Below are 25,206 nucleotides of genomic sequence, written 5' to 3' on the forward strand. Positions count from 1 at the left end.
GATGTTGTTGTCGGGGAGAAGTTGGCGACGGCGATCGAGAAACTCTCGGCACCCGTCCCGCAACCGGATGGTTCGACAGACCCCCGCGAAGCGCCACGACGCCGCGCTGACGCCCTGGAGATGGTGCTTGATGTGGCCGCCGGTGCCGGGGAACGGTCGGTGACCGCCCTACCCGCAGCGTTGATCACCCTGTCGGTACCCGCGGATGCACCGAACAAGTCGGCGTTGATGTTCGGTGGGTCGATCACCCGCAACACCCTCCTCGAAACGACGTGTGACGGTGTCGTCGTCATGACCATCGTCGACGGCGAACGCGTCCCACTCGACATGGCGCGGTCGAAACGGTTGTTCACCGCCGGCCAGCGGCGCGCCCTGTTCGAACGAGATCGGTGTTGCATCAAGTGTGGTGCCCCGGCGTCGAGGACTCAGGCCCATCACATCGAGCATTGGTCGGATGGTGGTGCCACCGACCTGGCCAACGGTTGCCTTTTGTGCACCTCGTGTCATGCCGATGTGCATCACAATGGGTGGGATGTCTACATGGGACCCGACTCCCATCCGTGGCTGATCCCACCGGAGGTGGTGGATCCGCGTCGTCGTCCTATTCCGGCGTACAACCGGCGGTTCGCTGATGAACTACCGAACGCCGCCTGAGCTGTCTGTTGTGACCTGACCCTCATCTGTCTGAGACTTGCACCCGACGGTGTCGGGACCGCGTCGGTACCTTGAGAATTCCATAGATGACGAGTGTCGGGACCTCCGCCGGTTGCGCCGGCGAGCTCAGCCGGCGGAGGTTTCGACACGACTTGTCGCTACGCTCCTCGTCGGCTCAACCACCAACCGCCTCTTGCTGATTGAGCGGGGCCGAGCATCGCGAGGACCCGAGTCGAAATCTCCGCAGCGTACGTTGGGTGGTGACCGCCTCCGGGGTGGTGACGTTGGCGAGCTCGGCCGGCGGAGGTTTCGACACGACTTGTCGCTACGCTCCTCGTCGGCTCAACCACCAACCGCCTCTTGCTGATTGAGCGGGGCCGAGCATCGCGAGGACCCGTGTCGAAATCTCCGCAGCGTACGTTGGGTGGTGACCGCCTCCGGGGTGGTGACGTTGGCGAGCTCGGCCGGCGGAGGTTTCGACACGACTTGTCGCTGTGCTCCTCGTCGGCTCAACCATCAACGGCCAGTAGCTGATCGAGCGGGGACCGAGACCGAGGGTGAGGGCCGGTGTCGAGACCACCTTGGCCCTGCTCAGCCGACGTCTGCGCTGCCGATCGTCCGCCACAGGAACTCGAAGGCGAGCGCCGACTTGAACGCCGACTGCTTGTTGTCGGCGGCGCCGCCGTGTCCGCCCTCGATGTTCTCGTAGTAGGTAACGTCGTGACCGTACTCCTCCAGCCGTGCAACGAGTTTGCGGGCATGACCGGGATGCACGCGATCGTCCCGGGTGGAGGTGGTCACCAGGATCGGTGGGTACGTGCGCTCGCTCGCAGGAGCCAGATTCTGGTACGGCGAGTACTTTCCGAGGAACTCCCACTCCTCCGGATCGTCGGGGTTGCCGTACTCGGCCATCCACGACGCCCCGGCCAGCAGCAGGTGGTACCGCCGCATGTCGATCAGCGGGACCTGGCACACCAACGCGCCGAACAACTCCGGATACCGGGTCAGCATGACACCCATCAGGAGGCCGCCATTGGATCCGCCCTGCGCACCCAGCTGTGCATGGGTGGTGACACCACGAGCGACGAGATCCTTTGCCACGCTGGAGAAATCCTCGTAGACGAGGTGCCGTCCGGCCTTCAGTGCCTGGGTGTGCCAGGTGGGACCGTACTCGCCGCCGCCGCGGATGTTGGCGATCACATAGATCCCGCCCCGCTCGATCCAGGTGCGGCCGGAGGTCGCGAGGTAGCTCGGGGTCAACGAGTTCTCGAAGCCGCCGTACCCGTAGAGAAGTGTGGGGCCCGAGGTGACGTCGGAGCGTCGGACGACGAAGTAGGGGATGGCGGTCCCGTCGTCGGAGGTGGCGAAGAACTGCTCGGCGACAACCGAATCCGCGTCGAAGAATGCCGGGGCATGCTTGATCACGGTGAGTGGGCCGCCGCTGTTCCCGTGGAGCAGGCTCGGCGGCGTGGTGAACGACGTTGCCGACCAGAACACCTCGTCGGAGTTGTCGGGGTCGGTGTCGATCACGGACACGGTGGACAGTTCCGGCAGATCCGGCTGCGGCACGACGGACCACTCGCCCAGCGTACGAACGGTGACCTCGGTGTGGACGTCGTGCAGTGTCGACAGAATCAGATGTGATCGGGTGACGCTGAAGCCCTGCAACGACGTATGCGCATCCGGGGTGAACAACACCTGATGGTCACGCCCGCCGGCCAAGTAGTCGGGGTAGTCGAACACCAGCAGCGATCCGGCGGGCCGCGGCTCGCCACCGACCTCCCAGTCGGTGCGCGGACGCACGAACATCCAGTCGTGGTGGACCGAGAAGTGCGAGTCGGTGGGAACCTCGACGAGAACCGGCTCGCCCTCACGCAATTCGAAGGCGAGCTCGTTGAAGAAGTCGGTGGCACGGCTGACGAAATGTCGTTCGAAACCCGGTGTGTGGTCGTAGCCTGCGCTCACCGCGACGTCGTCGACGGTGCCGGCGAACACCGTCGTGGCGGTGTCGAGGGCCTGCCCGCGCGACCATCGTTTGACGACACGCGGATACCCCGACGACGTCAGTGATCCCTCCCCATCGGGCTGCACGCCGAAATCTGTTCCTACATAGACGGTGTCGCGGTCGATCCAGGACATCGACGACTTGGCCTCGGGAAGGACGAAGCCGCCGCTCACCCAGGTGCGGGTGGTGACGTCGAACTCGCGGACCACCGCGGCGTCCGCGCCGCCCCGTGACATCGCGACCAGGGCCCGGTCGTAGTCGGGGTAGTTCATGGTCGCCGATTTCCACACCCAGTTCTCGTCTTCGTCAGTGGCCAGAGCGTCGACGTCGACCAGCACATCCCACTCGGGCTCGTCGGCGAGATAGGAGTCGAGAGTGGTGCGTCGCCACAGGCCACGCGGGTGGGCGGCGTCTCGCCAGAAGTTGTAGAGGAACTCGTTGCGACGCCGGACGTACGGGATACGGTCATCGGTGTCGAGGACCTCGAGGGCCTGTGACTGCAGGGCACGGAAGCGGTCCGAGTCGGTCAGGTCGGCGACGGTCGGGTCGTTGTGGTCACCCACCCAGGTGAGGGCGGCGTCGCCGGTGACGTCCTCCAACCACAGGTAGGGGTCGTCGGTGGCCCCTGCGGTAGTGGTGGTGATGTCTGCGGGAATGGTGTTGTCGCTCACTGGTTTCCGTTCGCCTCGTTCAGGTGCTCGAGTATGTTCATCAGGTGGTCGTCAGGGGTGATGTCGATGCTGCGGTTCTCGGCGTCTGCCGAGGACACCCGGGTGATGCGGTCGCGGTACCAGTGATAGATGTTGGGCGAGACCGGCGAGATCGCGTCGTCGTACAGTCCGGCGGCCGCCTGGGCCAGCTGACCGATCGCCTCCATCACGGTGATCGACTCGATCAGGTGCATCAGCACGCAGGTGCGGTCGGGAACGGCGAACACCACGCCGTAGGGGGCATCGCGGCCGAACACGCGCGTGGCCAGCCCCGCCATGTTCAGCACCTTGGATGCGGTGAACACCGACTGTCCGAACACGAATGTGATGTGGCTGTCGGTGTGGCGTACCTCGTCGATCGGCTCGGCGTCGGTGTGGTGCTGTCCCGACCGGAACGCCGCGTCGAGGTCGAGTCGCTCTGCACGGCCCCCGTCGATGTAGCCGACGGTCTCGGGGAAGTCGACGCACAACACGGCTGCGAGGTCGTCGGCGACGGGTCGCGCATAACCTCGCATGTCCACACCACCCATCACCAGGGCGTCCCGGGCGATCAGTCGGGTGCGGACCTGCGCAGTGAACTGTTCGGGGGTGAGGTCGTCGATGGTCGGCCCGTCCTGCATGCGAGCCATCGCCCCGAAGTGGTGGCCGATGATGGCCGGCCACTCCGATCGCGGCGCGGTCCGGCACTTGGTGACGGCGTTGTCGAGGGCGAATCGCATACCGTCGGCCGCCACGAGGTCGGCGCCGCTCGGGGTCACCTCGATGCCGTGGTGGGCGAGAATGCCCTGCGCCGTGGACCGAATCCAGGCGACATCGTCCACCGACAGGCTCGGGAACAGATCGTCGGCGGGCGCATCCGGTCGCTGCGGACCGGGCCCGGATGATTCCGGGCGGCGGTCGCGTCGTCGAAAGATTCCCACCCGATCCAACCTACTGGGCGCCGCGAGTGCGCGGGACTCGTGGCGCGGTGCGGGCGGTGTCCGTGCCTGGCGATCAGCGTGACCACAACCCTCGTCCGCCCCGCGGTCACTCTCGTACCGTTCGGCACGCCGCCGGTGGGCATGCACACCGGCATCGACACCGAGGAGTGCGCCGTGACCCAGGCGCTGACCGAACCGACCGCCCCGGGCGACGCCGCGACGTCGGCGTTCCGGCTCGGGTTCTTCACCCAGGTCCATGGTCGGGAGGGACAATCGGCGCGCGAGACCTACGCGGAGTTGATCGACACCGTGGTGGCCGCCGAAGAACTGGGCTACCAGAGCGTGTGGGTGGGGCAGCACCATTTCGGCAAGGACCGGCTGGCCTCTCCGCTGGTGTTGTTCGCCGCACTCGCCGAGCGCACCTCCACCATCGAACTGGGTACCGCGGTCACCGTGCTCCCATTGGAGGATCCCGTCCGGCTGGCCGAGGACGCCGCCACCCTGCATGCACTCGCCGGCGACCGGATCAACCTGGGCGTCGGGGCCGGTGGCGGCGACGGTGACTCCTTCATCGCATTCGGACACGATCTCGAGGACCGCCGGCGGTTGTTCGACGAGAAGCTCGCGGTGCTTCACGCCCTGTTCGACGGCGAGTCGCTCACCGGCGAGGTCGAGCCACGTCGGCTGTACCCGCCGGCCCCGGACCTGCGCGACCGCCTGTGGCATTCGGTCGGTACACCGGAGCGGGCGGCGGCGGCGGCCCGCTCCGGTGACGGACTGCTGATCGGCACCTTCGCCGACCACGCCCTACACGACCAGCGGGCCAAGATCGATGCCTACCGGACCGAATGGGAGCGCACCCAGACCGGGACCGGGCGGCGGTCCCGGATCGGTGCCCTGCGATTCACCTATGTCGGTGAATCCCGCGAGAGCATCGAACGGCAGGTCGCGGACGAACTCGCCGCCTTCCGTGAGTTCGCCGACAACTACAAGCCCGATCTGGCGCCCCTGGACACCCACGAGTACCTGCGTCGGGTCACCCGCTACGGCACCGTCACCGACGTCCTCGGCGACCTGCGCGACGACCCGGCACTGCTCGGGCAGGTGACGCACTTCCTGCCGACCGTCGGGCTGTATCCGGCCGCGGGAGACGGCACCCCGGGAGCCGATCTCGACATCCGGCGTCTCGAGCAGTTCGCGGTCGAGATCGCACCGGCCCTCGGATGGGTGCGGCAGCCCTGACCGCAGGCCTGCGCCGACCCCTTCCCAGGTCAGGGCGGTCACGATCACCGAGAGGGAAACTCTTGGCAGTCGCGGCCGATTGGGGTGCAATCGTGGGGTTGTTTCGGAGAACACCGGTGACGCCGAACGTCGGCGCCGGACATTGGGCGATTGAGAAATGGGCGAGCAGGCGTGAAGTTTCATTGGTTCCTTCCCACCAACGGCGGCGACAGCCGCCACGTTGTCGGCGGTGGTCACGGTCAGCCTGCGGAGGCATCCACCCGTCCCGCGTCGGTACCGTACCTGGGGCAGATCGCCCGCAGTGCCGAACAACTGGGGTTCGAGGCGGCGCTGACACCGACCGGAGCCTGGTGTGAGGACTCGTGGGTCACCACCGCGATGATCAACAGCCTGTCGGAGCGGCTCAAGTTCCTGGTCGCCTTCCGTCCCGGCATGACAGCGCCGTTCGTCGCAGCTCAGATGGCCGGGACCTTCCAGAACCTGTCCGGTGGACGACTGCTGCTCAACGTCGTCACCGGTGGCGAGGACGCCGAACAGGCCATGTACGGCGACTTCACCACCAAGGACGAGCGGTACGCCCGTGCCGACGAGTTCCTGGAGATCGTGCGTGGTCTGTGGACCGGTGAGACCGTCACCTTCGACGGGCAGTACCTGTCGGTCCGCGATGCGGTCCTGCATCAGATCCCGGACCCGCTGCCGGAGATCTATTTCGGCGGGTCGTCGCCGGCCGGTATCGCGGTGGCCGCCAAGCACGCCGATGTGTACCTGACCTGGGGTGAGCCGCCCGCCGCCGTCGCCGAGAAGATCGAACGGGTGCGTCGCGCCGCCGCCGAGCACGGCCGTGAACTGACCTACGGTATCCGTCTGCACACCATCGCCCGCGACACCTCCGAGGCCGCCTGGGCCGAGGCCGACCGGCTGCTCGCCGGGATCGACGAGGCCGACATCGCCCGCATCCAGGCCGGACTCAAGCAGTCGGCATCGGAGGGACAGAAGCGGATGCTCGCCCTCAACAAGGGCACCAAGGACGGACTGGAGATCTACCCCAACCTGTGGGCCGGGGTCGGTCTGGTCCGCGGTGGCGCCGGCACCGCGATGGTCGGGTCGTACTCGGAGATCGCCGACCTCGTCGAGGCCTATCACGAGGTCGGCATCGACGAGTTCGTGTTGTCGGGGTACCCGCATCTCGAGGAGGCCTACTGGTTCGGCGAGGGTGTGCTGCCCGAGCTGACCCGACGCGGCCTGTGGCAGCACCCGGCACCGCCCGTGGCCGCGCGCGCCGCCGTCCCGTTCGGTGCATCCGCACCCGCTCCGCTGAAGGTGTCGGCGTCGTGACCACCACCGCGGTCGTCGTCGGAAACCCCAAGCCGGGAAGCCGAACTCTTTCCGCCGCGAGCTTTCTCGCCGAGCAGCTGACCGGCTCGACACCCGATCTGGTGGTCGATCTGGCCACCCACGGCCCGGCCGTCCTCGACTGGGCCGACGCCGATGTCGCGGCATTGGTGGAGCAGGTGGGCAAGGCCGATCTGGTGATCGTCGCCAGCCCGACCTACAAGGCCACCTACACCGGGCTGCTGAAACTGTTCCTCGACCGCTTCGCCGGCGGCACGGGCCTGTCCGGCGTGGCCGTCCCGTTCATGCTCGGCGGCAGCCCGGCCCACTCGCTGGCACCCGAGGTGGGGTTGCGACCGGTACTCACCGAGATCGGTGGCACCGTCCCGGGTCGGGGCCTATACGTGGTGGATTCCCGCCACGACGATCCCGAGGCCTACGCCGAGTGGCTCACCGCCACGAAGCCGGTGGTCTCGGCACTGCTGGAGGCACGGTCATGACCGATCTACGGACCAATCAGGATCTCGACGCCGCGCGCCTGCGCAAGGCGTTCGGCATCTTCCCGACGGGTGTGGTCGCAGTGGCCGCCGAGGTCGACGGCGAGCTGATCGGGCTGGCCGCGAGCTCGTTCACCAGTGTCAGCCTCGACCCGCCGCTGGTGTCGGTGTCGATCGCCAACGGTTCCAAGACCTGGCCCGATCTGCGTCGTGCCGGCCATCTGGGCGTCACCGTGCTCGCCGATCATCAGGGTGCGGTGTGCCGTCAGCTCGCCGGTCCGGTGGCGCAGCGCTTCGACGGGGTGCCGATCAAGGCCTCCGACGAGGGTGCGGTGACCCTGGACGAGGGGCTCGCGCACTTCGACTGCACCGTGTACCGCGAGGTGGAGGCCGGCGATCACATCATCGTGCTGCTCGAACTGCACGGCGTCGACCATCCGGAGACGGGTAGCCCTCTCATCTTCCACCGCAGCGGATTCGGCAAGCTCGTCACGGTCTGAGTCGTTACGGTCTGAGTCGTCACGGTTCTAGGCCGTGTGGCGAAGTTCCAGGATGGTGACCTCCGGTGGCGCACCGACGCGCACCGGGGGCCCCCACGCCCCGGCGCCACGCGTCGTGTACAGCGTGGTGTCACCGATCCGGTCCAGCCCGGTGACCGAGGGTTGTTGCAGCGGAACCAGATAGCGGATCGGCCACAGCTGCCCACCGTGGGTGTGGCCGGACAGCTGGAGGTCCACGCCGTGATCGGACGCCTCGATCGCCTGCTTCGGCTGATGGGCCAGCAGCAGGGTGAACCTGCCGGGTTCCTGCCCGTCGAGGGCCTTGCCCAGATCCGGCTCATACGGTTCCGGTGCGGTCGCGTCGTAGATCCCGGCCACGTCGATACGCGCTCCGCCCCTGATGATCTCGACCCGCTGGTTACGCAGGGTGTGGATGCCGAGACGGTCCCAGGCGTCGAGCCAGCGTCCTCCGTCGTCGGAGTAGTACTCGTGGTTGCCGCTCACCCCGAACACGCCCAGCGGTGCCCGCAACCGTGCGAGCGGGGCGATCTCGTCACCGACCTTCGCGACGGTACCGTCGGTGAGGTCGCCACCCACCGCGATCAGGTCGGGATTCTCGGCGTCGACGAGATCGACTACGCGCGAGGCGAAGTCGCGGTCACGTGCCGGACCGATGTGCAGATCGGAGATCAATGCGATGCGCATGCCGTCGAATTCCTCGGGCAGATCGGCCAACTCGACCCGTGTGTGCGTGACGCGCGGTGAATTCGCCTCGACGACACCGTAGATCGTCGTCGACACCGCACCCACCACCACGATCCCGGTCGCGACCTGCAGTCCGAGGAGACGGCCCGCCGCACCGCGTTCGGACGCATCGGCCACTCGCAGCACACCCCGCGTGATCAGCGATCCGATGCCGACCACGGCGAGACCGAGGACCAGATAGAACACCGTCGCCAGCCAGGTCAGCCCGACCGATGCGGCGGGCCGGAATGTCGCCGGGTCGAGGACGCGGCCGGTGGCTATCCCGAGCACCGCGAGCGCCCACAGCACGATCAGGGCGGCATCGACGACCACCGACGCCGGCCGGGGCAACCGTGGGGCGCGCACGAGGCGGCGGTGGAGCCAGAAGGTGATCAGGGCGAGGGCGACGGCGAAGAAGACAATCATGGGAATCGCCGCGAACCTTACCCCACCGTCCGGTCGTGTCGCGGCCACGCGCCCGCGCATGATGGATGCCATGAGTTTCGATGTCACGACCGCGGGCGAGTGGACCTACCCCGAACTCGCTGACGCCGCGTCGCACCTGCTGGCCGGGGAGACCGATCGGATCGCGAACGCCGCGAATCTGTCGGCGCTGGTGAGCCGGTCGTTGCCGGAGGTGAACTGGGTGGGCTTCTACTTCTTCGACGGAACCGAACTGGTGGTCGGCCCCTTCCAGGGCAAACCGGCCTGCGTGCGTATCCCGCTCGATCGCGGGGTGTGCGGGGCCGCCGCGCGAACCCGGACCACCCAGCGGGTCCGGGACGTGCACGCGGTGCCCGACCACATCGCCTGCGACGCCGACTCGCGATCCGAACTGGTGGTTCCGCTGGTGCGCGGGGACGAGCTGATCGGGGTCTTCGACCTGGACAGCCCGGTGCCCGACCGCTTCGGCGCCGATGACCAGTACGGCCTCGAGACCATCGCGAAGATCTTCGTCGATTCCCTCGGCTGACGAGCGCGATCGTCCGGGCCCGCGGCGTATCGTGGCCTGCAGGTACACGCCACGCCCGGGGAGGCTGTGATGGAGACCGAATCGATGGACACCGAGATGAGTGATTCCGAGATGAGTGATTCCGCGATGACCGACTCAGACATCTCCGACACAGACATCTCCGACACAGACATCACCGACACAGACATCACCGACGCGGTGATCCCGGGAGCCGACGAGGCCGACTGGGTGGAGCAGACCGTCGCGGTCGACGACGAGATCGGCGAGGACGACTATCCCCACACCGATCACGCCGCCACCGAGATCACCACCTCTGGGATCGCCGACACCGAGATCGCATGACCTCGGGGCGCCCGAACCGGACCTGTGGTCCGCCGGCCGTCCCGAGGTGTCCGTGGGGATGTGCCAGGCCCCGCCAGGAGCCCTCAGCCGGCGAAGGTCGCCGCGTCGATCACGAAGCGGTACCGCACGTCGCTGGCGACCACGCGGTCATAGGCCTCGTTGATCTGCGATGCGTCGATCGTCTCGATGGCCGCCCCGATGTTGTGCTCGGCGCAGAAGTCCAGCATCTCCTGGGTGATCGCGATACCGCCGATCAGCGACCCGGCGAGCGAACGCCGGTTCTTCAGTAGCGAGAACCCCCGGACCGACAACGGATTCTCGGGTAGACCGAGCTCGACGAACGACCCGTCGACGGCGAGCATCGAGAGGTATCGGTCGAGGTCGAGGTTCACCGACACCGTGTTGAGGATCAGGTCGAACTCGTTGCGCAGCGTCCGGAAGGTCTCGGGATCGCTGGTCGCGTAGTAGTGGTCGGCGCCGAAACGCTTGCCGTCGGCCTCCTTCCGCAGCGACTGGCTGAGCACGGTGACCTCGGCCCCGAGCGCGTGGGCGAGCTGCACGCCGACGTGGCCGAGCCCGCCGAGACCGATGATCGCGACCTTCTTGCCGGGACCGGCGCCCCAGTGCTTGAGCGGCGAGTACAGGGTGACACCCGCGCACAGCAGGGGGGCCGCGACGTCGAGGGCCAGAGCGTCGGGGATGCGGACCACGAAGCGCTCGGTCACCACGATCTGCTCGGAGTATCCGCCGTGGGTGAACTCGCCGGAGTACGAGGTCGAGTTGTAGGTGTCGACAGAGCCCTTGGTGCAGAACTGTTCGTCGCCGTCCTTGCACGGGCCGCACTCGCCGCAGGAGTCCACCATGCAGCCCACACCCACCCGGTCGCCGATCTGGTATCGGGTGACCTCGGGGCCGACGGCGCCGACGATGCCGGCGATCTCGTGGCCGGGGACCACCGGATAGGTGGTGCCCTTCCATTCGTTGCGGGCGGTGTGGATGTCGGAGTGGCAGATCCCGGCGTAGGCGATGTCGATCAGGACATCCTTCGGGCCCAGACCCCTGCGTTCGATGGTGCCCTTCGACAGTGGTGCGTCCGGTGCGGTGGCCAGATAGGCATTGACGGTGGTCGTCACGATGAAACAAACCCTTCCTGAACGGAGAATCCTCGCCGTCCAGTCTGCCGACACATTGCCGGATCCGCATATCCCGGGAATCCTGGATCACGGCCGGGCGTCCGGTTGTGCCGTGACGTCCGGTTATGCCGAATGCACCCCGACGAGGAGGATTCATGTCGACCCCACCGCTGCCGCCCGAGGTCCGCGAGATGCTCGCCAAGCCGAATCCGGCGGTGATGGCCACCGTCCGCGCCGACGGCGCGCCGGTCACGGCCGCCACCTGGTACCTGCTCGACGGCGAGGAGATCCTGTTGAACCTCGACGACGCGCGGGTGCGCCTGAAGCATCTGCGCAACGATCCGCGGGTCACGCTCACCGTGCTCGACGACAACAGCTGGTACACCCACATCACACTGGTCGGCCGGATCACCACCTTCCGCGCCGACGACGGTCTCGTCGACATCGACCGACTCTCCCAGCACTACGGCGGTGAGCCGTATCCGGTGCGCGACCGGCCGCGGACCAGTGCGATCATGACGATCGACCGCTTCTACGGATGGGGTGCCCTTCACGACACCGATCAGTCGTCCTCGCGCTGACGGGTCGTCACATCGGGGGTTGCCGGACCGCGAGCTGTTCGGCGCGGACGGCGATCTCCCGCAACATCTTCCGTTCCATCACCAGGGACGCGGGTTCCATCGGGGCCATCCCGATCCGGTCGATGGTGCGCGGCAGACGGTAGCGGTTGCGGCTGATCAGCCGGGTGCGGCCGGGGCCGTCGTCGCGAATCGTGAACGACCACAGCCAGTTCCCGTCGGCCGACCGCCACGCGAGGGCGTGCGGTGCGTCGACGTGCTGCAGGATCAGACGGTTGCCGCCGAACTCGATGGATTCCCCGAGTCGCGGGTGCTGGAACTCCTCGAGCACGTGGTCGGCGCTGTGCATGTGCAGGCCGAGCAGGTTCTCGATCCAGTCGTAGGTGTAGGCGCCGCCGCGCGGGTCCGGGCCCATCTGGGCCAGCCACGGGAAGACGCAGTCGGCGGGTGCGTGCACGCTTACCGCGCGGGTCGACTGCCCGTCCGGCTCGGGGAGCAGGTCGTCACCGGGCAGTGCGGCGTCGACCTCGTCGGGGCGCGCACCCCAGGTCAGGACGGGTGCACGCCAGACAGTGCGAAAGGCGATCGCGGCGCCCAGCGTGAGCGCTGCGATCGCCACAACGGTGGTGCGGATGACTCGCATACCGTCGATCGTCGCCTACCGGTGGCCCCGCCGCAGGATGTTGGAGCTCACGGTCGCCGGCGGTGTCACCGGTCTGCGGGGACCCCGTCCACGAACTCCTCGGTGGCGCGTCCGTCACCGACCACGGCCGGCACCAGTATGGCGACGACGGCCGTGAGTGCCGCCGCGACCACGAGTCCGATGTGCAGTCCGCTGACGAAGGCATCGTTGACCTGCGGCAGACCTGCGATGGGGACACCTGCCGCCGCGGCCTCCTGGAGGTCGGCGGGAGCACCGGAGTCGGCGATCGACGTGGCGACCTTTCCCGCCACGACGGACGACAGCACGGCGGTGCCGATGGCCCCACCGACCTGGATGCAGGTGGTCTGGAAGCCGCTGGCCACACCGGCGAGCCGGACCGGGGCGCCGCCGACGATGAGTTCGGCGCCCGACGGGATCGCGAAGCCCGAGCCGAGGGCCAGGATCACGAACGGCACGGCCATGCACCAGTACGAGGTGTCGGGACCGACCAGCGTCAGCAGGGCGAGCGCGATCGCCATCAGCCCCAGGCCGAGCGCGGCGATGCGGCGTGCACCCCACCTGGCGGTCAGGGCAGCGCCGATCGGGGCGGCTGGAACCGCGAACGCGCTCATCGGCAGCATCCTCACGCCGGCCTCGACGGTGCTGTGCCCCAGGGTGTTGAGCAGGAACAGGGTGATCAGGAAGGTCACGCCGAGAACGGCGAAGAAGTTCGCGAAGAACACCAGACCGCCGATGCCCACGCCCGGTGAGCGGAACAATCCCAACGGCAGCAACGGATTCGGGCTGCGCTTCTCGGTGACGAGGAACGCGCCGAACACGATGAGCGAGCAGATCAGGGTGCCGACGGTCTTCGCCGAACCCCAACCCCACGATTGTGCCTGCACCACACCGAAGACCACGCCGAACAGGAACACGCCCAGTAGGACGACGCCGAGCAGATCGAACGGTCCGTCGTCGGCGGATTCGGTCTCGCGCAACACGATCATCCCGAAGATCACCGCGATGACGGCGATCGGCGCGTTGATGTAGAAGACCCACTGCCAGCCCACCTGCTCCACCAGGATGCCGCTGACGAGTGGTCCGGCGGCGATCGCGACCGACGACACGCCACCCCAGATCCCCACGGCCATACCGAACTTCTCGCGGGGGAAGGTGGCGCGCAGCAGGGCGATCGTCTGCGGCATCAGCATCGCGGCGCTGATGCCCTGCACCACGCGGAATGCGATGACTCCCTCGATGCTGCCGATCAGACCGATTGCGATGCTGGCGATCCCGAAGACGACGACCCCGGAGAGGTACATGCGTTTGCGGCCCCAGCGGTCGCCGAGTTTGCCGCCGAGGATCAGCAACACGGCCAGGCCGAGCAGATATGAGTTGATCACCCATTGCAGCTCGGCGAAGCTCGCGCCGAGATCGGCCTGGATGGCGGGGTTGGCGATGTGGACGACGGTGGAGTCGAGTCCCACCATGAACAGGCCGAAGCACACCGCGATGAGGGTCAGCGCCGGTGACGCCGTGCGTGTGTCGCGAGGTGATCGGCGGGTGGATGTGGCGCTGGACGTCACGGAGCCTCCGTTACAGCAGGTAGTTATGATTATGAAACAATAACAGATATTTATGGAGGCATAACCGTCCGTACGATGGTGAGGTGACCGACGATCCCGACATGCTGGCCGATCTCGCCGATGCCGTGATGGAGTTGTCTCGCAAACTCGATCCCCGTAGCCCCGGGATCCGTGACGTGATCGCATTGACCGGTACCGAGGTGGCGGTGATCCGGCAGGTCCACCGGCACCCGCGGATCACTCCGAGTCGTCTGGCCGGACTGACCGGCCTGCAGCGCAGCAACATCTCCACCGCACTGCGGTCGCTGGAGGCGCGGGGGATGGTGGTGCGCGAGCACCCGGACGGGAACGCGCGGTCGGTGGAACTCGTGGCCACCGAACTCGCCCGGGAGAACCTACGCCGGCTGCGTGCCCACTGGGTGACGTTGTTGTCGAGGGTCGATCCCGACGTGCGAGCGCGGGCGGGTGAGGTGGCCACGGCCCTCTGGCGATTCGACGACGCCATCCAGAACCCGGACAGCCGCGGTTAGGCGTCGGTGAGGCGCTTTCGGCCATCGGCGTGACCGCCTGGACGAACGGGATGCGAATACCGTTGGCACCCGAAGGCGTTGACCGGGCGTCGGATCGCGGCGACCGGGCGTCGGATCGCGGCGACCGGGCGTCGGATCGCGTTGACCGGGCACCACTGTTCGTTCACCGTGCGTGGTTCACGTGCGAGACCGCGGAGTGGCGTTGTCCTCCGCAGGGCTCCCGGGGCCGGTAGGTCGGCATGGTCGGCGAGCGTGTGCACCGGCGACCAAGACGACCGGGATTCCACCGGTTCCGGGGTCAGAAGCCGCCCTTCACGCGGACGACGGTGCGGCCGATGGCCTTGCCCGCCTTGATGGCCGCAAGTGCGGCGTCGAGGCCGTCGATCCCGATCTCGGTGATGACGGAGTCGAGATGCTGCGGGCGCAGATCGGTCTCGATGCGGCCCCAGATCGAGCGTCGCAGGTCTGCGCCGATGAGCACCGAGTCGATGCCCAGCAGTGCGACACCGCGCAGGATGAACGGCATGACCGTCGTCGGCAGCGCGACGCCGCCGGTCAGGCCACTCGCCGCGACCGCTCCACTGTGCTGCATGGTGCTCAGCACATACGCCAGGGTGGTGCCGCCGACGCAGTCGACCGCACCGGCCCACTGCGACTTGCCGAGCGGCCGGATCTTGGTCTCGTCGTCGACGAGGCGGCCCACCACCTCGGCTGCACCGAGCTCGGTCAGAAGCTGTGCGGCGTCGGGCTTCCCGCTCGATGCGGTGACGGTGAAGCCGAGTGCGGCCAACAGGTCCACACTGACCGCGCCGACGCCACCGCTGGCGCCGGTCACGATGACGGGTCCGGTGTCGGGGGTGACGCCGTGGTCGAGTAGGGCTGCAACGCTCATCGCCGCCGTGAACCCGGCGGTGCCGATGGCTGCGGCCTCCCGCGTGCTCAGCGCCGCGAGCTTGACCACCTGGTCGGCGGGGGCGACGGCGTACTCGGTGTATCCGCCGTGCTGGTCGGTGCCGATCGGGCCGCCGTGCGCCACCACCTGATCACCGGGTGCGAATGCCGGATCGGTGGAGGCGACGACCTCGCCGGCCACGTCGATGCCCGGCACGATCGGGTAGTTGCGCACCACGCCGCCGCGCGGTGTGATGGCCAGAGCGTCTTTGAAGTTCACGCCCGAGTAGTGCACGGCGATCGTCACCTGGCCCTCGGGCAGGTCCGCGCCGGTCAGGGTTTCGCGGCCCAGGACCACTGCCCCGTCGTTCTCTCGGGCGACGAGCGCGGCGAAACTGTCGGGAATGCTGGTGGTCATCATCGTCCTCCGGTCCGGCGGTAGAGCTCGGTCGTTGGTGATGGTAGTCGGGACCGTGATGTGGGTTACGTCCCGAGGTGGGTGTGCCGCTCTGGCCGGCTGTGGCGCGGGTTGAGCAGCCGACGAAGCGGCCGTCGGGACCCGGCATCGCGAGGACCCTGTCGAATCTCTGCAGTGTGCGTTGGGGGGTGGCCACCTCGGGGGTGGTTGCGTTGGTGGGTTCGGCCGGCGGCGGTTTCGACTCGACTTGTCGCTGCGCTCCTCGTCGGCTCAACCATCGTTGTTGGTGATCGGGTCGGGAGTCTCGAGTGCTGATTCCGGCAGCCTCGGACGGTGATTGGGCCGGGACCGAGCGGAGCGAGGACCCGTGTCGAAATCTCTGGAGCGTGCGTTGGGACGCAACCACTTCTGGGCCGGTCACGTGGGCGGCCCCGCGGCGGGGGTTTCGACTCGACTTGTCGCTGCGCTCCTCGTCGGCTCAACCATCGTTGTCGGTGTTTTCAGTGTGAGCCGGGACCGAGCATCGCGAGGACCCGTGTCGAAATCTCTGGAGCGTGCGATGGGACGCAACCACTTCTGGGCCGGTCACGTGGGCGGCCCCGCGGCGGAGGTTCGACACGTCTGCTGCTGCACAGTCCTGGGTCGTGCACCTCTAGTCGTAGCGTTCGATACTGGATTCGGCCAGCCGAGACAGGCCTTCCCGAATGTGTCGGGCCCAGATGCTGCCGATGCCCTCGACGGCCTGAAGGTCGGCGGACGAGCTGGCGAGCAGTGACTGCAAGGTGCCGAAGCTGCGGACCAGACGGTCGACGTGGGCGAACTGCAGTCGGGAGATACGGGCGAGCATCCGGTAACCGCGCGGGCTCATCGCGGTGTCCTGCGCCTCGATGGTCGTCGGGTAGCCGAAGGCGCCGGCCAGCAGAGTGAGGTCGAGCAGGTCGGCATCGCTGAGATGCTCGATGGTCTCGAGTGTGTGATGGACCTCTTCGGTGGTGGCCGGCTCCGGGCTGGCGTAATAGTCGCGCACGAGAAGCTCACGGACGGCGTCGTTCTCGGAGATCAGCTCCTCGAGCTGCAGGCTCACCTGGCGGCCGTTGACGCCCAGTTCGAGGACGTACTCCTCGATCTCGACACCGACGCGCCGGACCATCTCCATCCGCTGGGCCGCCGACATCGCGTCGCGGAGCAACACGTAGTCCTCGATCTCGGCCCGGCCGAGTGCGCCGATCACCTCGTCGAGGCGGGCCTTGTACCGCTCCAGGGTCGACAGCGCGACGTTGGCTCGGGACAGGATCGGGTCCGGGCTCTCCACCACTCGGCGTACACCGTCGACGTAGACACTGACGATCGACATCGACGCGCTCACCGAGATCACCGGATGCTGGGTCTGGATGGCGGTCCGCTCGGCCGCACGGTGCCGGGTGCCGGACTCCTCGGTGGGGATCGACGGGTCGGGCACCAGTTGGACGTTCGCCCGCACGATGCGTTTGCCGTCGGTCGACAACACCACGGCGCCGTCCATCTTGGCCAGCTCGCGCAGCCTGGTGGGCGCGAACTCCACGTCCAGATGGAATCCGCCGTCGCAGATCTTCTCCACATCGGAGTCGTGTCCGAGCACGATCAATGCGCCGGTCCCGCCCCGCAGGATGCGTTCGAGTCCATCGCGCAGCCCGGTACCGGGCGCGACCCGGGCGAGGGTGTCCTTGAGCAGGTCCGACCGGCTCTCGGTCCACCCGTACTGGTCGGACCTGGCTCCGTCGACCATGCGGACTCCTCTCCGGCGATACCCGCCGACCTGCGCTGCTTTCCGATCGATGACCGGTGACCATCCATGGTGTTCCCGGACGGCCCGGTGACGATGGTTCGGGGACTAGGGTATCGGTGCGTGAAGACCAGCTTTGTCGTGCCCGACGATCTCGACCCCTTGCAGCGCCACCCCAAGGCCGCCGGTCCGGGGCAACCCATCCGGATGCACAGCCCCGCCTGCCTGGGCTGCGGCGAGGCCGCACCCCGCGGTCTTCACCTGGTGGTGCGGGCTGCGGCCGACGACGAGTTCGCCGTCGAGACCGAGATGGCCGTCGAACAGTGGATGGAGGGCGGCCCCGGGGTCATTCACGGCGGCGTGCTGTCCACGGCGTTCGACGAGGTGATGAGTGTCGCACCGCTGCTGGTCGGGCCGTCCGCGGTCACCGTGCACCTCGAGACCGACTTCATCGCCCCCATCACGGTCGGAACCACCCTACATCTGCGGGCCCGGCTCCTCGGACGGCAGCGACGCAAACTCTTCGTCGAGGCCTCGGCACACCTGGGCGATCCGGATGCGCTTGTCGCGGTGGGACATTCGATCTTCGTGGCGGTCGACGCGAAAGCCCACTTCGCCGGCCATGTGGGGAACTCGGCGATCGCCGACGAGCACAAGGCGCGCCTGTCGCGACCGTAGGGCCGCGTTCCCGGCGACGGTGACCGTTGGCTCAGAACGGCGCGTCGACCACCGTGAGCACGGCCTTGAATGCGGCGTCCACCGCCTCCGTCAGATTGCCGACGCGGGTCACCTTGATCCCCTTGGGCAGCGGTTCGTCGGTGCCCGCCGGGATGATCACATGGTGGAACCCGAGACGCCTGGCCTCGGCGACGCGACGCGCCACCGCAGACACCCGGCGCACCTCACCGGCCAGGCCCACCTCGCCGACGACGGCGGTGGTGCGTGGGATGGGGGAGTTGCGCATCGCCGAGCACACCGACAACGCGATCGCGAGATCGCCGGCGGGTTCGGTCACCTTCATGCCGCCGACCGTGGCCACGTACACCTCGCGGTCGTGCACCTTGACGTCGAGCCGGCTCTGCAACACCGCCAGGATCATCGCCACGCGCGGCGAGTCCAGCCCCGACACGGCACGTCGCGGCGTGGCCATCGTCGACGGCGTGGTCAGTGCCTGGATCTCGCCGGCGAGCGCCCGCTTGCCGTCCATCGTGATCAGTGTCGCCGAACCGCTGACGTCGGTCGTGTGATGGTGCACGAAGATCCCCGACGGATCGGTCACCTGGTGGATGCCGTCGTCGCGCTGCTCGAAACACCCGACCTCGTCGGCCGCACCGAATCGGTTCTTGATGCCGCGCACCATCCGCAACGACGAGTGTCGGTCGCCCTCGAACGACAGCACCACGTCGACGAGGTGCTCGAGGGAGCGGGGACCCGCGACCGCGCCGTCCTTGGTGACGTGACCCACGAGGATCACCGCGATCCCACGGTTCTTGGCCAGTGACACCAGCGCGGTGGTGACCGCCCGGATCTGGGTGACACCGCCGGTCACGCCGTCGGTGCCCGACGCCACGACGGTTTGCACGGAGTCGACGATCATCAGTGTCGGCGCCACTGCGTCGACGTGACCGAGGATGGTCGCGAGATCGGACTCGGCGGCGAGGTAGACGTTCGGGTGCACGGCGTCGGTGCGTTCGGCGCGCATCCGCACCTGCCCGGCGGACTCCTCGCCGGTGACGTAGAGCGCCCGCCGCCCGCCGGCCGCCCAGTGCTTGACCGTCTCGAGCAACAGCGTCGACTTGCCGACACCGGGTTCCCCGGCGAGCAGGATGACCGATCCGGGCACCACCCCACGGCCGAGTACGCGGTCGAACTCGCCGATCCCGGTGGGGATGGCCGTGGTGGACTCGGAGGTGATCTCGGTGATCGGCATGGCCGGGCTCGACGGGGCGACGGTGGTGGTGGCGCCCGACGCCGACCGGACCGTGGTGACCTCGTCGAAGGTGCCCCATTCGCCGCAGTCCGGGCAGCGTCCGACCCACTTGGGGACCTGGTGTCCGCAGGCGCTGCATCGAAACGACGACTTGGGTTTGGCCATGCGGGCCAGCCTAGTGATCGCCCCCGACACCCCGATGACCGAGCAGTCCGTCGCCCGGCCCCACGGCCACCGGTGATCGCGCCCACAGACGCCGAGAGCGGCCGTCCCGGGTGGGACAGCCGCTCTCGGTGATGATGTGTGGCGGGACTAGTGGTGTCCGCCTTCGCTTTCCGCATCGCCACCGCGGGTGACGTCGCGGCGCTCGACCAGCGGGGTGCCGTCGACCGGGGTCTGCACGTCGATGGTCCCGGCGTCGACCCACTGCCCGTTCTCCTGCTTCTGGAAGCTGAAGCTGAGGGTGGTGGTCAGTCCGGCGGCGACGGTCTTGCCGGTGCCGTTGAGCTCCGCGGTGATCGCCGACTCGCCGAGTGCGGGATCGCTGACGACGCCGGAGGCCGGCGATGCCGACTCCGAGGCGCTCGCCGTGGCCGACTCGGTGGCCGACGTCGAGCCGGCCGAGGCGGTGGTGCTCGACGGGGAGATCACCGAGTTGGCCGGGGTCCCGGCGCGGATCGCCTCGAGCGGGTCGATCGTGGGCGTGCCACTCAGGGTGACGGTGCCCTGCCCGCCCTGGGCCACGGTGACCTTGGTGAGCTTGTAGGTGGTGGTCTGGCTGCTGTTGGCCACCACGAAGGTGAGCTGGAACGGCCCGCCGTTGTCGAAGACCTCGTCGGCGTTGTCCGACGGGTAGAGGACCTGCGCGTTGCGGATCTCGAGCTGACCCCACGGCGCGGTGGCGCTGCCGCCGTTGACCGCCGGTAACTGATTCGCCGTCTGGGAGATCTGCCCGGCACCACAGCCGGTGGTTCCCAGTGCGACCGCGACGCCGATCGCGGCGAAGGCAGTAGCCGACACCAACCGTCGCTTGGTCGAAGATGGCACCAGCCGAAGCTGTCCAGGTCGAGTTGGCACGGACACCCGTTCCTCCCAGGTAATCGAACGCGAACATCGCACTACGGCGAAACCCTGCACTACGGAGCGTAGTGGGCCGGGGTCACAAAATCCCGGCGGGGTACCAGATTGGTGTCCCGCGGCGGCGTGTGTGGGGCTCACCCACAGCATCGCCGGGGCACGTCGACGCCGGGTGAATCGGGGTATTGCATGCTGTCCCACCCACTGCTACCGCGCGCGGTAGGACCTGCCCGAACACGGTGCGCGAACGCTGTTCAGGGCCTTGACCTGCACCGTTGTGTGGGCCCTGTCAGGCGTCCGTGTTAGACTGGGCTCACTCGAAAGGGGCACGGAACATTGAATTTCAAAGTCGGCGACACCGTTGTCTATCCCCATCACGGTGCTGCTCGGGTCGAAGACATCGTTACCCGAACCATCAAGGGTGAGCAGATCGAATACCTGGTCCTGAAGGTCGCCGACGGCGACATGACCGTCCAGATCCCGTCAACCAAGCTCGAGTACGTCGGCGTTCGTGATGTCGTCGGCGAGGAGGGCCTCGACCAGGTCTTCCAGGTCCTGCGTGCACCCCACACCGAGGAGCCCACCAACTGGGCGCGTCGCTTCAAGGCCAACCAGGAGAAGCTCATCTCCGGTGACATCATCAAGGTCGCCGAGATCGTGCGTGACCTGTGGCGTCGTGAGCAGGACCGCGGCCTGTCGGCCGGCGAGAAGCGCATGCTGACCCGTGCCCGTCGTGTGCTGGTCGACGAGCTGTCACTCGCCCAGAACACCGATGACGAGAAGGCTTCCAGCATCCTCGACGAGGTCCTGGCCGCCGCGTCGTAGACCCGCGTGACATATTCCTCCGCGTCGGACGCCGGAGTCTGCGTCGTCATCCCGGCGGCAGGCTCCGGCGTCCGTCTCGGTGAACCCGTCCCGAAGGCCTTCGTGGATCTCGGCGGGCGCACCATCCTCCAACGTTGCGTCGACGGTCTCGACGCGCTCGATGCCGCGGTCGTCGTGGTGGTCCCCGCAGACCTGATCGACGCGGCCCGTGCGCAACTTCCCGGCCACGTCGTCGTGGTGGCCGGTGGGACACACCGCTCCGACTCGGTGCGCGCCGGTCTGGCCGTCGCCGCGGACCGCGACATCGTCCTGGTGCACGACGCGGCCCGCCCCTTCACCCCGGTCGGCGTGTTCCGGCGGGTCGTCGCCGCCGTCCGCTCCGGCCGTCCTGCCGTGGTTCCCGGACTCCCGGTGGTCGACACGCTCAAGCAGGTCGTCCCCGAATCCGCCGGTTCCGAACTGGTCACCCGCACCGTCGACCGCGACTCCCTGCGTGCCATCCAGACCCCACAAGGGTTCACCCGTGAGGCCCTCGCCCGGGCTCATGCCGACGATTCCGGGCTGGCCACCGACGACGCCGGCCTCGCCGAGCGGGTCGGCATCCCCGTGCACGTCGTGCCCGGTGACCCACTGGCCTTCAAGATCACCACGCCCTGGGACCTACGCATCGCCCGCGACATCGTCGCCGAGGGCGATCACCCCATCCACGAAGGAGTGACGCGATGAGAGTCGGGATCGGCACCGACGCCCACGCCGTCGACGAGACCGTCGACTGCTGGATGGTCGGTCTGCACTTCCCCGACACGCCCGGGTGCGCCGGCCATTCCGATGGCGACGTCGGCGCTCATGCCCTGTGTGACGCGGTGCTCTCGGCCGCCGGACTCGGTGACGTCGGCTCGGTGTTCGGCACCGGTCGCCCCGAGTGGGACGGCGTCTCCGGGGTGCGCATGCTGACCCATGTCGCCGGGCTCGTCGCCGACGCCGGTCTCGAGGTGATCAACGGCGCGGTCCAGGTGATCGGCAACCGGCCCAAGATCGGCCCGCGACGCGGCGAGGCGCAGCAGGTGCTGTCGGCGGCACTGGGTGCCCCGGTGTCGGTGTCGGCGACCACCACCGACGGTCTCGGCATGACCGGACGGGGTGAAGGAATCGCCGCGGTGGCAACTGCGCTGGTCGGGGACAAACGAGACGCGCCGGCCCGGTAGAATGGCACGTCGTGACCCTGCGCCTGTATGACACCGCCACCCGGGAGGTACGAGACTTCGTACCGCTAGTCGAGGGGCGTGCGTCGATCTACCTGTGTGGCGCCACCGTTCAGGGTGTTCCCCATATCGGGCACGTGCGCAGCGGGATCGCCTTCGACATCCTGCGCCGCTGGCTGGCCCACCGCGGGCACGACGTCCTGTTCGTCCGCAACGTCACCGACATCGACGACAAGATCCTGCGCAAGGCGGCCGAGGCCGGACGACCCTGGTGGGAGTGGGCCGCCACCCACGAGCGTGAGTTCACCTCCGCCTACGACTCCCTCGGTGTGCTGCCGCCCTCGGCCGAACCGCGCGCCACCGGCTTCGTGACCCAGATGGTCGACTACATGACCCGCCTGATCGACCGCGGACATGCCTACGCCGCCGACGGCAACGTGTACTTCGACGTGCGGTCCCTGCCGGACTACGGCTCGCTGTCGGGGCACAAGCTCGACGACGTACACCAGGGCGAGAGCGCCGGGACCGGGAAACGGGACCCGCGTGACTTCACCCTGTGGAAGGCGGCCAAGCCCGGCGAGCCGTCATGGCCCACCCCGTGGGGGCGCGGCCGTCCGGGTTGGCATCTCGAATGCTCGGCCATGGCCACGTCGCTACTCGGCAGCCAGTTCGACATCCACTGCGGCGGAATGGATCTGATCTTCCCGCACCACGAGAACGAGATCGCCCAGAGCCACGGTGCCGGCGACGCCTTCGCCCGGTACTGGCTGCACAACGGCTGGGTCACCATGAGTGGCGAGAAGATGAGCAAGTCGTTGGGCAACGTCGTGTCGATCCCGGCGATGCTCGAACGGATGCGTGCGGTGGAACTTCGTTACTACCTCGGCAGCGCCCACTATCGGTCGATGCTGGAGTACTCCGACGGTGCGCTCACCGAGGCCGCTGCGGGCTACCGCCGTGTCGAGTCCTTTGTCGAGCGGGTGAACTCGCGGATTGGCGCGGTCGAAATAGGTTCCGTGACAGAAGAATTCGGTACTGCGCTGGACGACGACCTTGGTGTGCCGGCGGCGCTTGCCGCGATCCACAACACCGTCCGTGCCGGTAACACGGCACTCGAGGGCGGTGACGCCGCAAGCGCGGCCACCGCGGCGTCGTCGGTGCGCGCGATGATGGGTGTGCTCGGCGTCGACCCGCTCGACGAACACTGGCGGACTGTAGGCAGAGACGACTCGGCCGCGTTGTCGGCGCTCGATGTGCTGGTGCGGTCGGAGCTGACCCGCCGGGCCACCGCGCGCGCCGAGAAGGACTGGGGCACCGCGGATGCGGTGCGTGACAGGCTGGCCGAGGCCGGCATCGAGGTCACCGACACCCCGGATGGGGCACAGTGGAACCTGAAGGGGCAGGAATAGATGGCCGGCAACTCCAAACGTAAGGGCGCGATCCGCAAGTCGGGTAGCAAGAAGGGGCAGGTCGTCGGTTCCGGCGGTCAGCGCCGACGCGGACTCGAAGGCCGCGGGGCCACCCCGAAGGCCGTCGACCGCCCGTATCATCCCGCGCACAAGAAGGCCAATGCCGCGGCGAAAACCGCTGCCGGACGGCCCAGATCGCGTCCCAAGGACGACGGCCCCGAGTACGTGCTCGGCCGCAACCCGGTGGTCGAGTGCCTGCGGGCCGACGTCCCGGCCACGGCGCTCTACATCGCGACCGGCAGCGAGCCGGACGAGCGGGTCAGCGAGGCCGTGAAGATGGCCGGTGACAAGGGGATCTCGATCCTTGAGGTCGGCAAGGGCGAGTTGGATCGGTTGTCGGCCAACGGGATGCACCAGGGTGTCGCCCTGCAGGTGCCCGAGTACCGCTACATGCACCCCGACGACATGATGCGTGACGCTCTCGCCAGCGGTACCCGTCCACTGTTGGTGGCCCTCGACAACATCACCGACCCCCGCAACCTCGGTGCGGTGATCCGCTCCGTGGCCGCGTTCGGCGGCCATGGAGTGCTGATCCCACAGCGTCGTAGCGCGAGCGTCACCGCCGTCGCCTGGCGCACCAGCGCCGGTGCCGCTGCCCGCCTGCCCGTCGCGCAGGCCCCGAATCTCACCCGCACGCTGAAGGACTGGGCTGCCACCGGCGCCCAGCTGGTCGGCCTGGACGCCGAGGGTGATGTGACCCTCGACGAGTACGACGGCACCGGGCCCACCGTCATCGTCGTCGGCTCCGAGGGCAAAGGCCTGTCCCGGCTGGTCCGCGAGACCTGTGACTCGATCCTGTCCATCCCGATGGCCGGCGACGTCGAGAGTCTCAACGCGTCGGTCGCCGCCGGAGTGGTGCTCGCGGAGTTCGCCCGGCAGCGTCGGTTGCAGTAGGTACCGGCAGCACGGCTGGTCACCGCTCTGGTCGGGGTGCAGGGATTTCGACTCGGGTCCTCGCTGCGCTCGGTCCCGGCTCGATCACCGGTGGGGGCTCGCGGTTCGATCAGCAAGGGGCGGTTGGTGGTTGAGCCGATGAGGAGCGCAGCGACGAGGCGTGTCGAAACCTCTGTCGGCCGACGTCGCCGACGCGACCACCTCGGAGGTGGTCACCGTCCAGCGCGGGCTACCGAGATTTCGACTCGGGTCCTCGCTGCGCTCGGTCCCGGCTCAATCAGCGGTGGGGGCTCGCGGTTCGATCAGCAAGGGGCGGTTGGTGGTTGAGCCGATGAGGAGCGCAGCGAAC

The 25,206-nt window shown here is 68.1% G+C and carries 25 protein-coding genes; 15 read left to right on the top strand and 10 right to left on the bottom strand.

What is annotated here, in order from left to right:
* Window positions 1-654, top strand: a 654-nt coding sequence (locus tag ACWDUA_RS05725; protein ID WP_449750048.1) for a DUF222 domain-containing protein, incomplete at its 5' end; no start/stop codon positions are given.
* Between the two features lie 591 nt (window positions 655-1,245).
* Here the strand turns inward: ACWDUA_RS05725 and ACWDUA_RS05730 are convergent.
* Both ACWDUA_RS05730 and ACWDUA_RS05735 read right to left on the bottom strand, forming a co-directional pair.
* Window positions 1,246-3,330 (bottom strand): prolyl oligopeptidase family serine peptidase, encoded by a 2,085-nt coding sequence (locus ACWDUA_RS05730; protein ID WP_449750049.1) that lies wholly within the window; start codon window positions 3,328-3,330, stop codon window positions 1,246-1,248.
* Window positions 3,327-4,289 carry a hypothetical protein gene (locus ACWDUA_RS05735; RefSeq protein ID WP_449750050.1) on the bottom strand — a complete coding sequence of 321 codons (963 nt, stop codon included), beginning with the start codon at window positions 4,287-4,289 and terminating at the stop codon, window positions 3,327-3,329. Before ACWDUA_RS05735 ends, ACWDUA_RS05730 begins: the two co-directional genes overlap by 4 nt.
* Window positions 4,290-4,367: 78 nt before the next feature.
* On the opposite strand from ACWDUA_RS05735, the gene ACWDUA_RS05740 reads away from it, so the two are divergent.
* The 4 genes from ACWDUA_RS05740 to ACWDUA_RS05755 all read left to right on the top strand — a co-directional run bounded on the left by ACWDUA_RS05740 (window position 4,368) and on the right by ACWDUA_RS05755 (window position 7,860).
* The gene (locus ACWDUA_RS05740) at window positions 4,368-5,531 is read left to right on the top strand and encodes an LLM class flavin-dependent oxidoreductase (protein WP_449750051.1); all 1,164 of its coding nucleotides are present in this window, start codon (window positions 4,368-4,370) and stop codon (window positions 5,529-5,531) included.
* Window positions 5,532-5,702: 171 nt separating this feature from the next.
* Entirely contained in the window at window positions 5,703-6,866 is a 1,164-nt protein-coding gene (locus ACWDUA_RS05745) for an LLM class flavin-dependent oxidoreductase (protein WP_449750052.1), read from the top strand.
* Window positions 6,863-7,363, top strand: a complete 501-nt coding sequence (locus ACWDUA_RS05750) for an NADPH-dependent FMN reductase (RefSeq protein WP_449750053.1) — start codon at window positions 6,863-6,865, stop codon at window positions 7,361-7,363. The genes ACWDUA_RS05745 and ACWDUA_RS05750 overlap by 4 nt, the downstream gene beginning before the upstream one ends.
* The gene (locus ACWDUA_RS05755) at window positions 7,360-7,860 is read left to right on the top strand and encodes a flavin reductase family protein (RefSeq protein ID WP_449750054.1); all 501 of its coding nucleotides are present in this window, start codon (window positions 7,360-7,362) and stop codon (window positions 7,858-7,860) included. The genes ACWDUA_RS05750 and ACWDUA_RS05755 overlap by 4 nt, the downstream gene beginning before the upstream one ends.
* Window positions 7,861-7,887: 27 nt before the next feature.
* Here the strand turns inward: ACWDUA_RS05755 and ACWDUA_RS05760 are convergent, their stop codons facing one another.
* The gene (locus tag ACWDUA_RS05760; RefSeq protein WP_449750055.1) at window positions 7,888-9,030 is read right to left on the bottom strand and encodes a metallophosphoesterase; all 1,143 of its coding nucleotides are present in this window, start codon (window positions 9,028-9,030) and stop codon (window positions 7,888-7,890) included.
* A 70-nt stretch (window positions 9,031-9,100) separates the two neighbouring features.
* On the opposite strand from ACWDUA_RS05760, the gene ACWDUA_RS05765 reads away from it, so the two are divergent.
* Complete coding sequence (locus ACWDUA_RS05765; protein WP_449750056.1) at window positions 9,101-9,577, top strand: GAF domain-containing protein; 477 nt, start codon at window positions 9,101-9,103, stop codon at window positions 9,575-9,577.
* Window positions 9,578-9,646: 69 nt separating this feature from the next.
* A complete protein-coding gene (locus ACWDUA_RS05770; protein WP_449750057.1) occupies window positions 9,647-9,919 on the top strand; it encodes a hypothetical protein in 273 nt (90 codons plus the stop codon).
* A gap of 83 nt (window positions 9,920-10,002) precedes the next feature.
* On the opposite strand, the gene ACWDUA_RS05775 is transcribed toward ACWDUA_RS05770, so the two are convergent.
* Window positions 10,003-11,052, bottom strand: coding sequence for an NAD(P)-dependent alcohol dehydrogenase (locus ACWDUA_RS05775; protein WP_449750058.1), 1,050 nt, complete (start codon window positions 11,050-11,052; stop codon window positions 10,003-10,005).
* 155 nt (window positions 11,053-11,207) lie between these two features.
* Between ACWDUA_RS05775 and ACWDUA_RS05780 the strand changes: the two genes are divergently transcribed.
* Window positions 11,208-11,633, top strand: a complete 426-nt coding sequence (locus ACWDUA_RS05780) for a PPOX class F420-dependent oxidoreductase (RefSeq protein ID WP_449750059.1) — start codon at window positions 11,208-11,210, stop codon at window positions 11,631-11,633.
* Between the two features lie 7 nt (window positions 11,634-11,640).
* Here the strand turns inward: ACWDUA_RS05780 and ACWDUA_RS05785 are convergent, their stop codons facing one another.
* Window positions 11,641-12,273, bottom strand: coding sequence for an SRPBCC family protein (locus ACWDUA_RS05785; protein ID WP_449750060.1), 633 nt, complete (start codon window positions 12,271-12,273; stop codon window positions 11,641-11,643).
* 65 nt (window positions 12,274-12,338) lie between these two features.
* A complete protein-coding gene (locus tag ACWDUA_RS05790) occupies window positions 12,339-13,859 on the bottom strand; it encodes an MFS transporter (RefSeq protein ID WP_449750061.1) in 1,521 nt (506 codons plus the stop codon).
* An 83-nt stretch (window positions 13,860-13,942) separates the two neighbouring features.
* Between ACWDUA_RS05790 and ACWDUA_RS05795 the strand changes: the two genes are divergently transcribed.
* Complete coding sequence (locus ACWDUA_RS05795) at window positions 13,943-14,389, top strand: MarR family winged helix-turn-helix transcriptional regulator (RefSeq protein WP_449750062.1); 447 nt, start codon at window positions 13,943-13,945, stop codon at window positions 14,387-14,389.
* A gap of 298 nt (window positions 14,390-14,687) precedes the next feature.
* Here ACWDUA_RS05795 and ACWDUA_RS05800 read toward each other — a convergent pair whose 3' ends face one another.
* Window positions 14,688-15,698 carry an acrylyl-CoA reductase family protein gene (locus tag ACWDUA_RS05800; RefSeq protein ID WP_449750063.1) on the bottom strand — a complete coding sequence of 337 codons (1,011 nt, stop codon included), beginning with the start codon at window positions 15,696-15,698 and terminating at the stop codon, window positions 14,688-14,690.
* Between the two features lie 652 nt (window positions 15,699-16,350).
* Window positions 16,351-17,463 carry a DNA integrity scanning diadenylate cyclase DisA gene (disA, locus tag ACWDUA_RS05805; RefSeq protein ID WP_449750064.1) on the bottom strand — a complete coding sequence of 371 codons (1,113 nt, stop codon included), beginning with the start codon at window positions 17,461-17,463 and terminating at the stop codon, window positions 16,351-16,353.
* 93 nt (window positions 17,464-17,556) lie between these two features.
* Here disA and ACWDUA_RS05810 point away from each other — a divergent pair, with 93 nt between their 5' ends.
* Window positions 17,557-18,138 carry a PaaI family thioesterase gene (locus ACWDUA_RS05810; protein ID WP_449750065.1) on the top strand — a complete coding sequence of 194 codons (582 nt, stop codon included), beginning with the start codon at window positions 17,557-17,559 and terminating at the stop codon, window positions 18,136-18,138.
* A gap of 31 nt (window positions 18,139-18,169) precedes the next feature.
* Here ACWDUA_RS05810 and radA read toward each other — a convergent pair whose 3' ends face one another.
* Window positions 18,170-19,555 carry a DNA repair protein RadA gene (gene radA, locus ACWDUA_RS05815; protein ID WP_449750066.1) on the bottom strand — a complete coding sequence of 462 codons (1,386 nt, stop codon included), beginning with the start codon at window positions 19,553-19,555 and terminating at the stop codon, window positions 18,170-18,172.
* Window positions 19,556-19,702: 147 nt separating this feature from the next.
* Window positions 19,703-20,437, bottom strand: coding sequence for a hypothetical protein (locus ACWDUA_RS05820; RefSeq protein ID WP_449750067.1), 735 nt, complete (start codon window positions 20,435-20,437; stop codon window positions 19,703-19,705).
* Between the two features lie 366 nt (window positions 20,438-20,803).
* Here ACWDUA_RS05820 and ACWDUA_RS05825 point away from each other — a divergent pair, with 366 nt between their 5' ends.
* The 5 genes from ACWDUA_RS05825 to rlmB are packed head-to-tail and all read left to right on the top strand — an operon-like array spanning window position 20,804 to window position 24,857.
* Window positions 20,804-21,292 carry a CarD family transcriptional regulator gene (locus tag ACWDUA_RS05825; RefSeq protein ID WP_020792698.1) on the top strand — a complete coding sequence of 163 codons (489 nt, stop codon included), beginning with the start codon at window positions 20,804-20,806 and terminating at the stop codon, window positions 21,290-21,292.
* A gap of 6 nt (window positions 21,293-21,298) precedes the next feature.
* On the top strand, window positions 21,299-22,018 hold the full coding sequence (gene ispD, locus ACWDUA_RS05830) for a 2-C-methyl-D-erythritol 4-phosphate cytidylyltransferase (RefSeq protein ID WP_449750068.1): 720 nt from the start codon (window positions 21,299-21,301) through the stop codon (window positions 22,016-22,018).
* Window positions 22,015-22,497: a 2-C-methyl-D-erythritol 2,4-cyclodiphosphate synthase gene (gene ispF, locus ACWDUA_RS05835; protein ID WP_449750069.1), complete on the top strand. Its 483-nt coding sequence runs from the start codon at window positions 22,015-22,017 to the stop codon at window positions 22,495-22,497. The genes ispD and ispF overlap by 4 nt, the downstream gene beginning before the upstream one ends.
* 11 nt (window positions 22,498-22,508) lie before the next feature.
* Entirely contained in the window at window positions 22,509-23,903 is a 1,395-nt protein-coding gene (gene cysS / locus ACWDUA_RS05840; RefSeq protein WP_449750070.1) for a cysteine--tRNA ligase, read from the top strand.
* Window positions 23,904-24,857 carry a 23S rRNA (guanosine(2251)-2'-O)-methyltransferase RlmB gene (gene rlmB, locus ACWDUA_RS05845; RefSeq protein WP_449750071.1) on the top strand — a complete coding sequence of 318 codons (954 nt, stop codon included), beginning with the start codon at window positions 23,904-23,906 and terminating at the stop codon, window positions 24,855-24,857.
* Window positions 24,858-25,206: the final 349 nt, after the last annotated feature.

The sequence above is a fragment of the Gordonia sp. NPDC003376 genome, assembly GCF_053589235.1.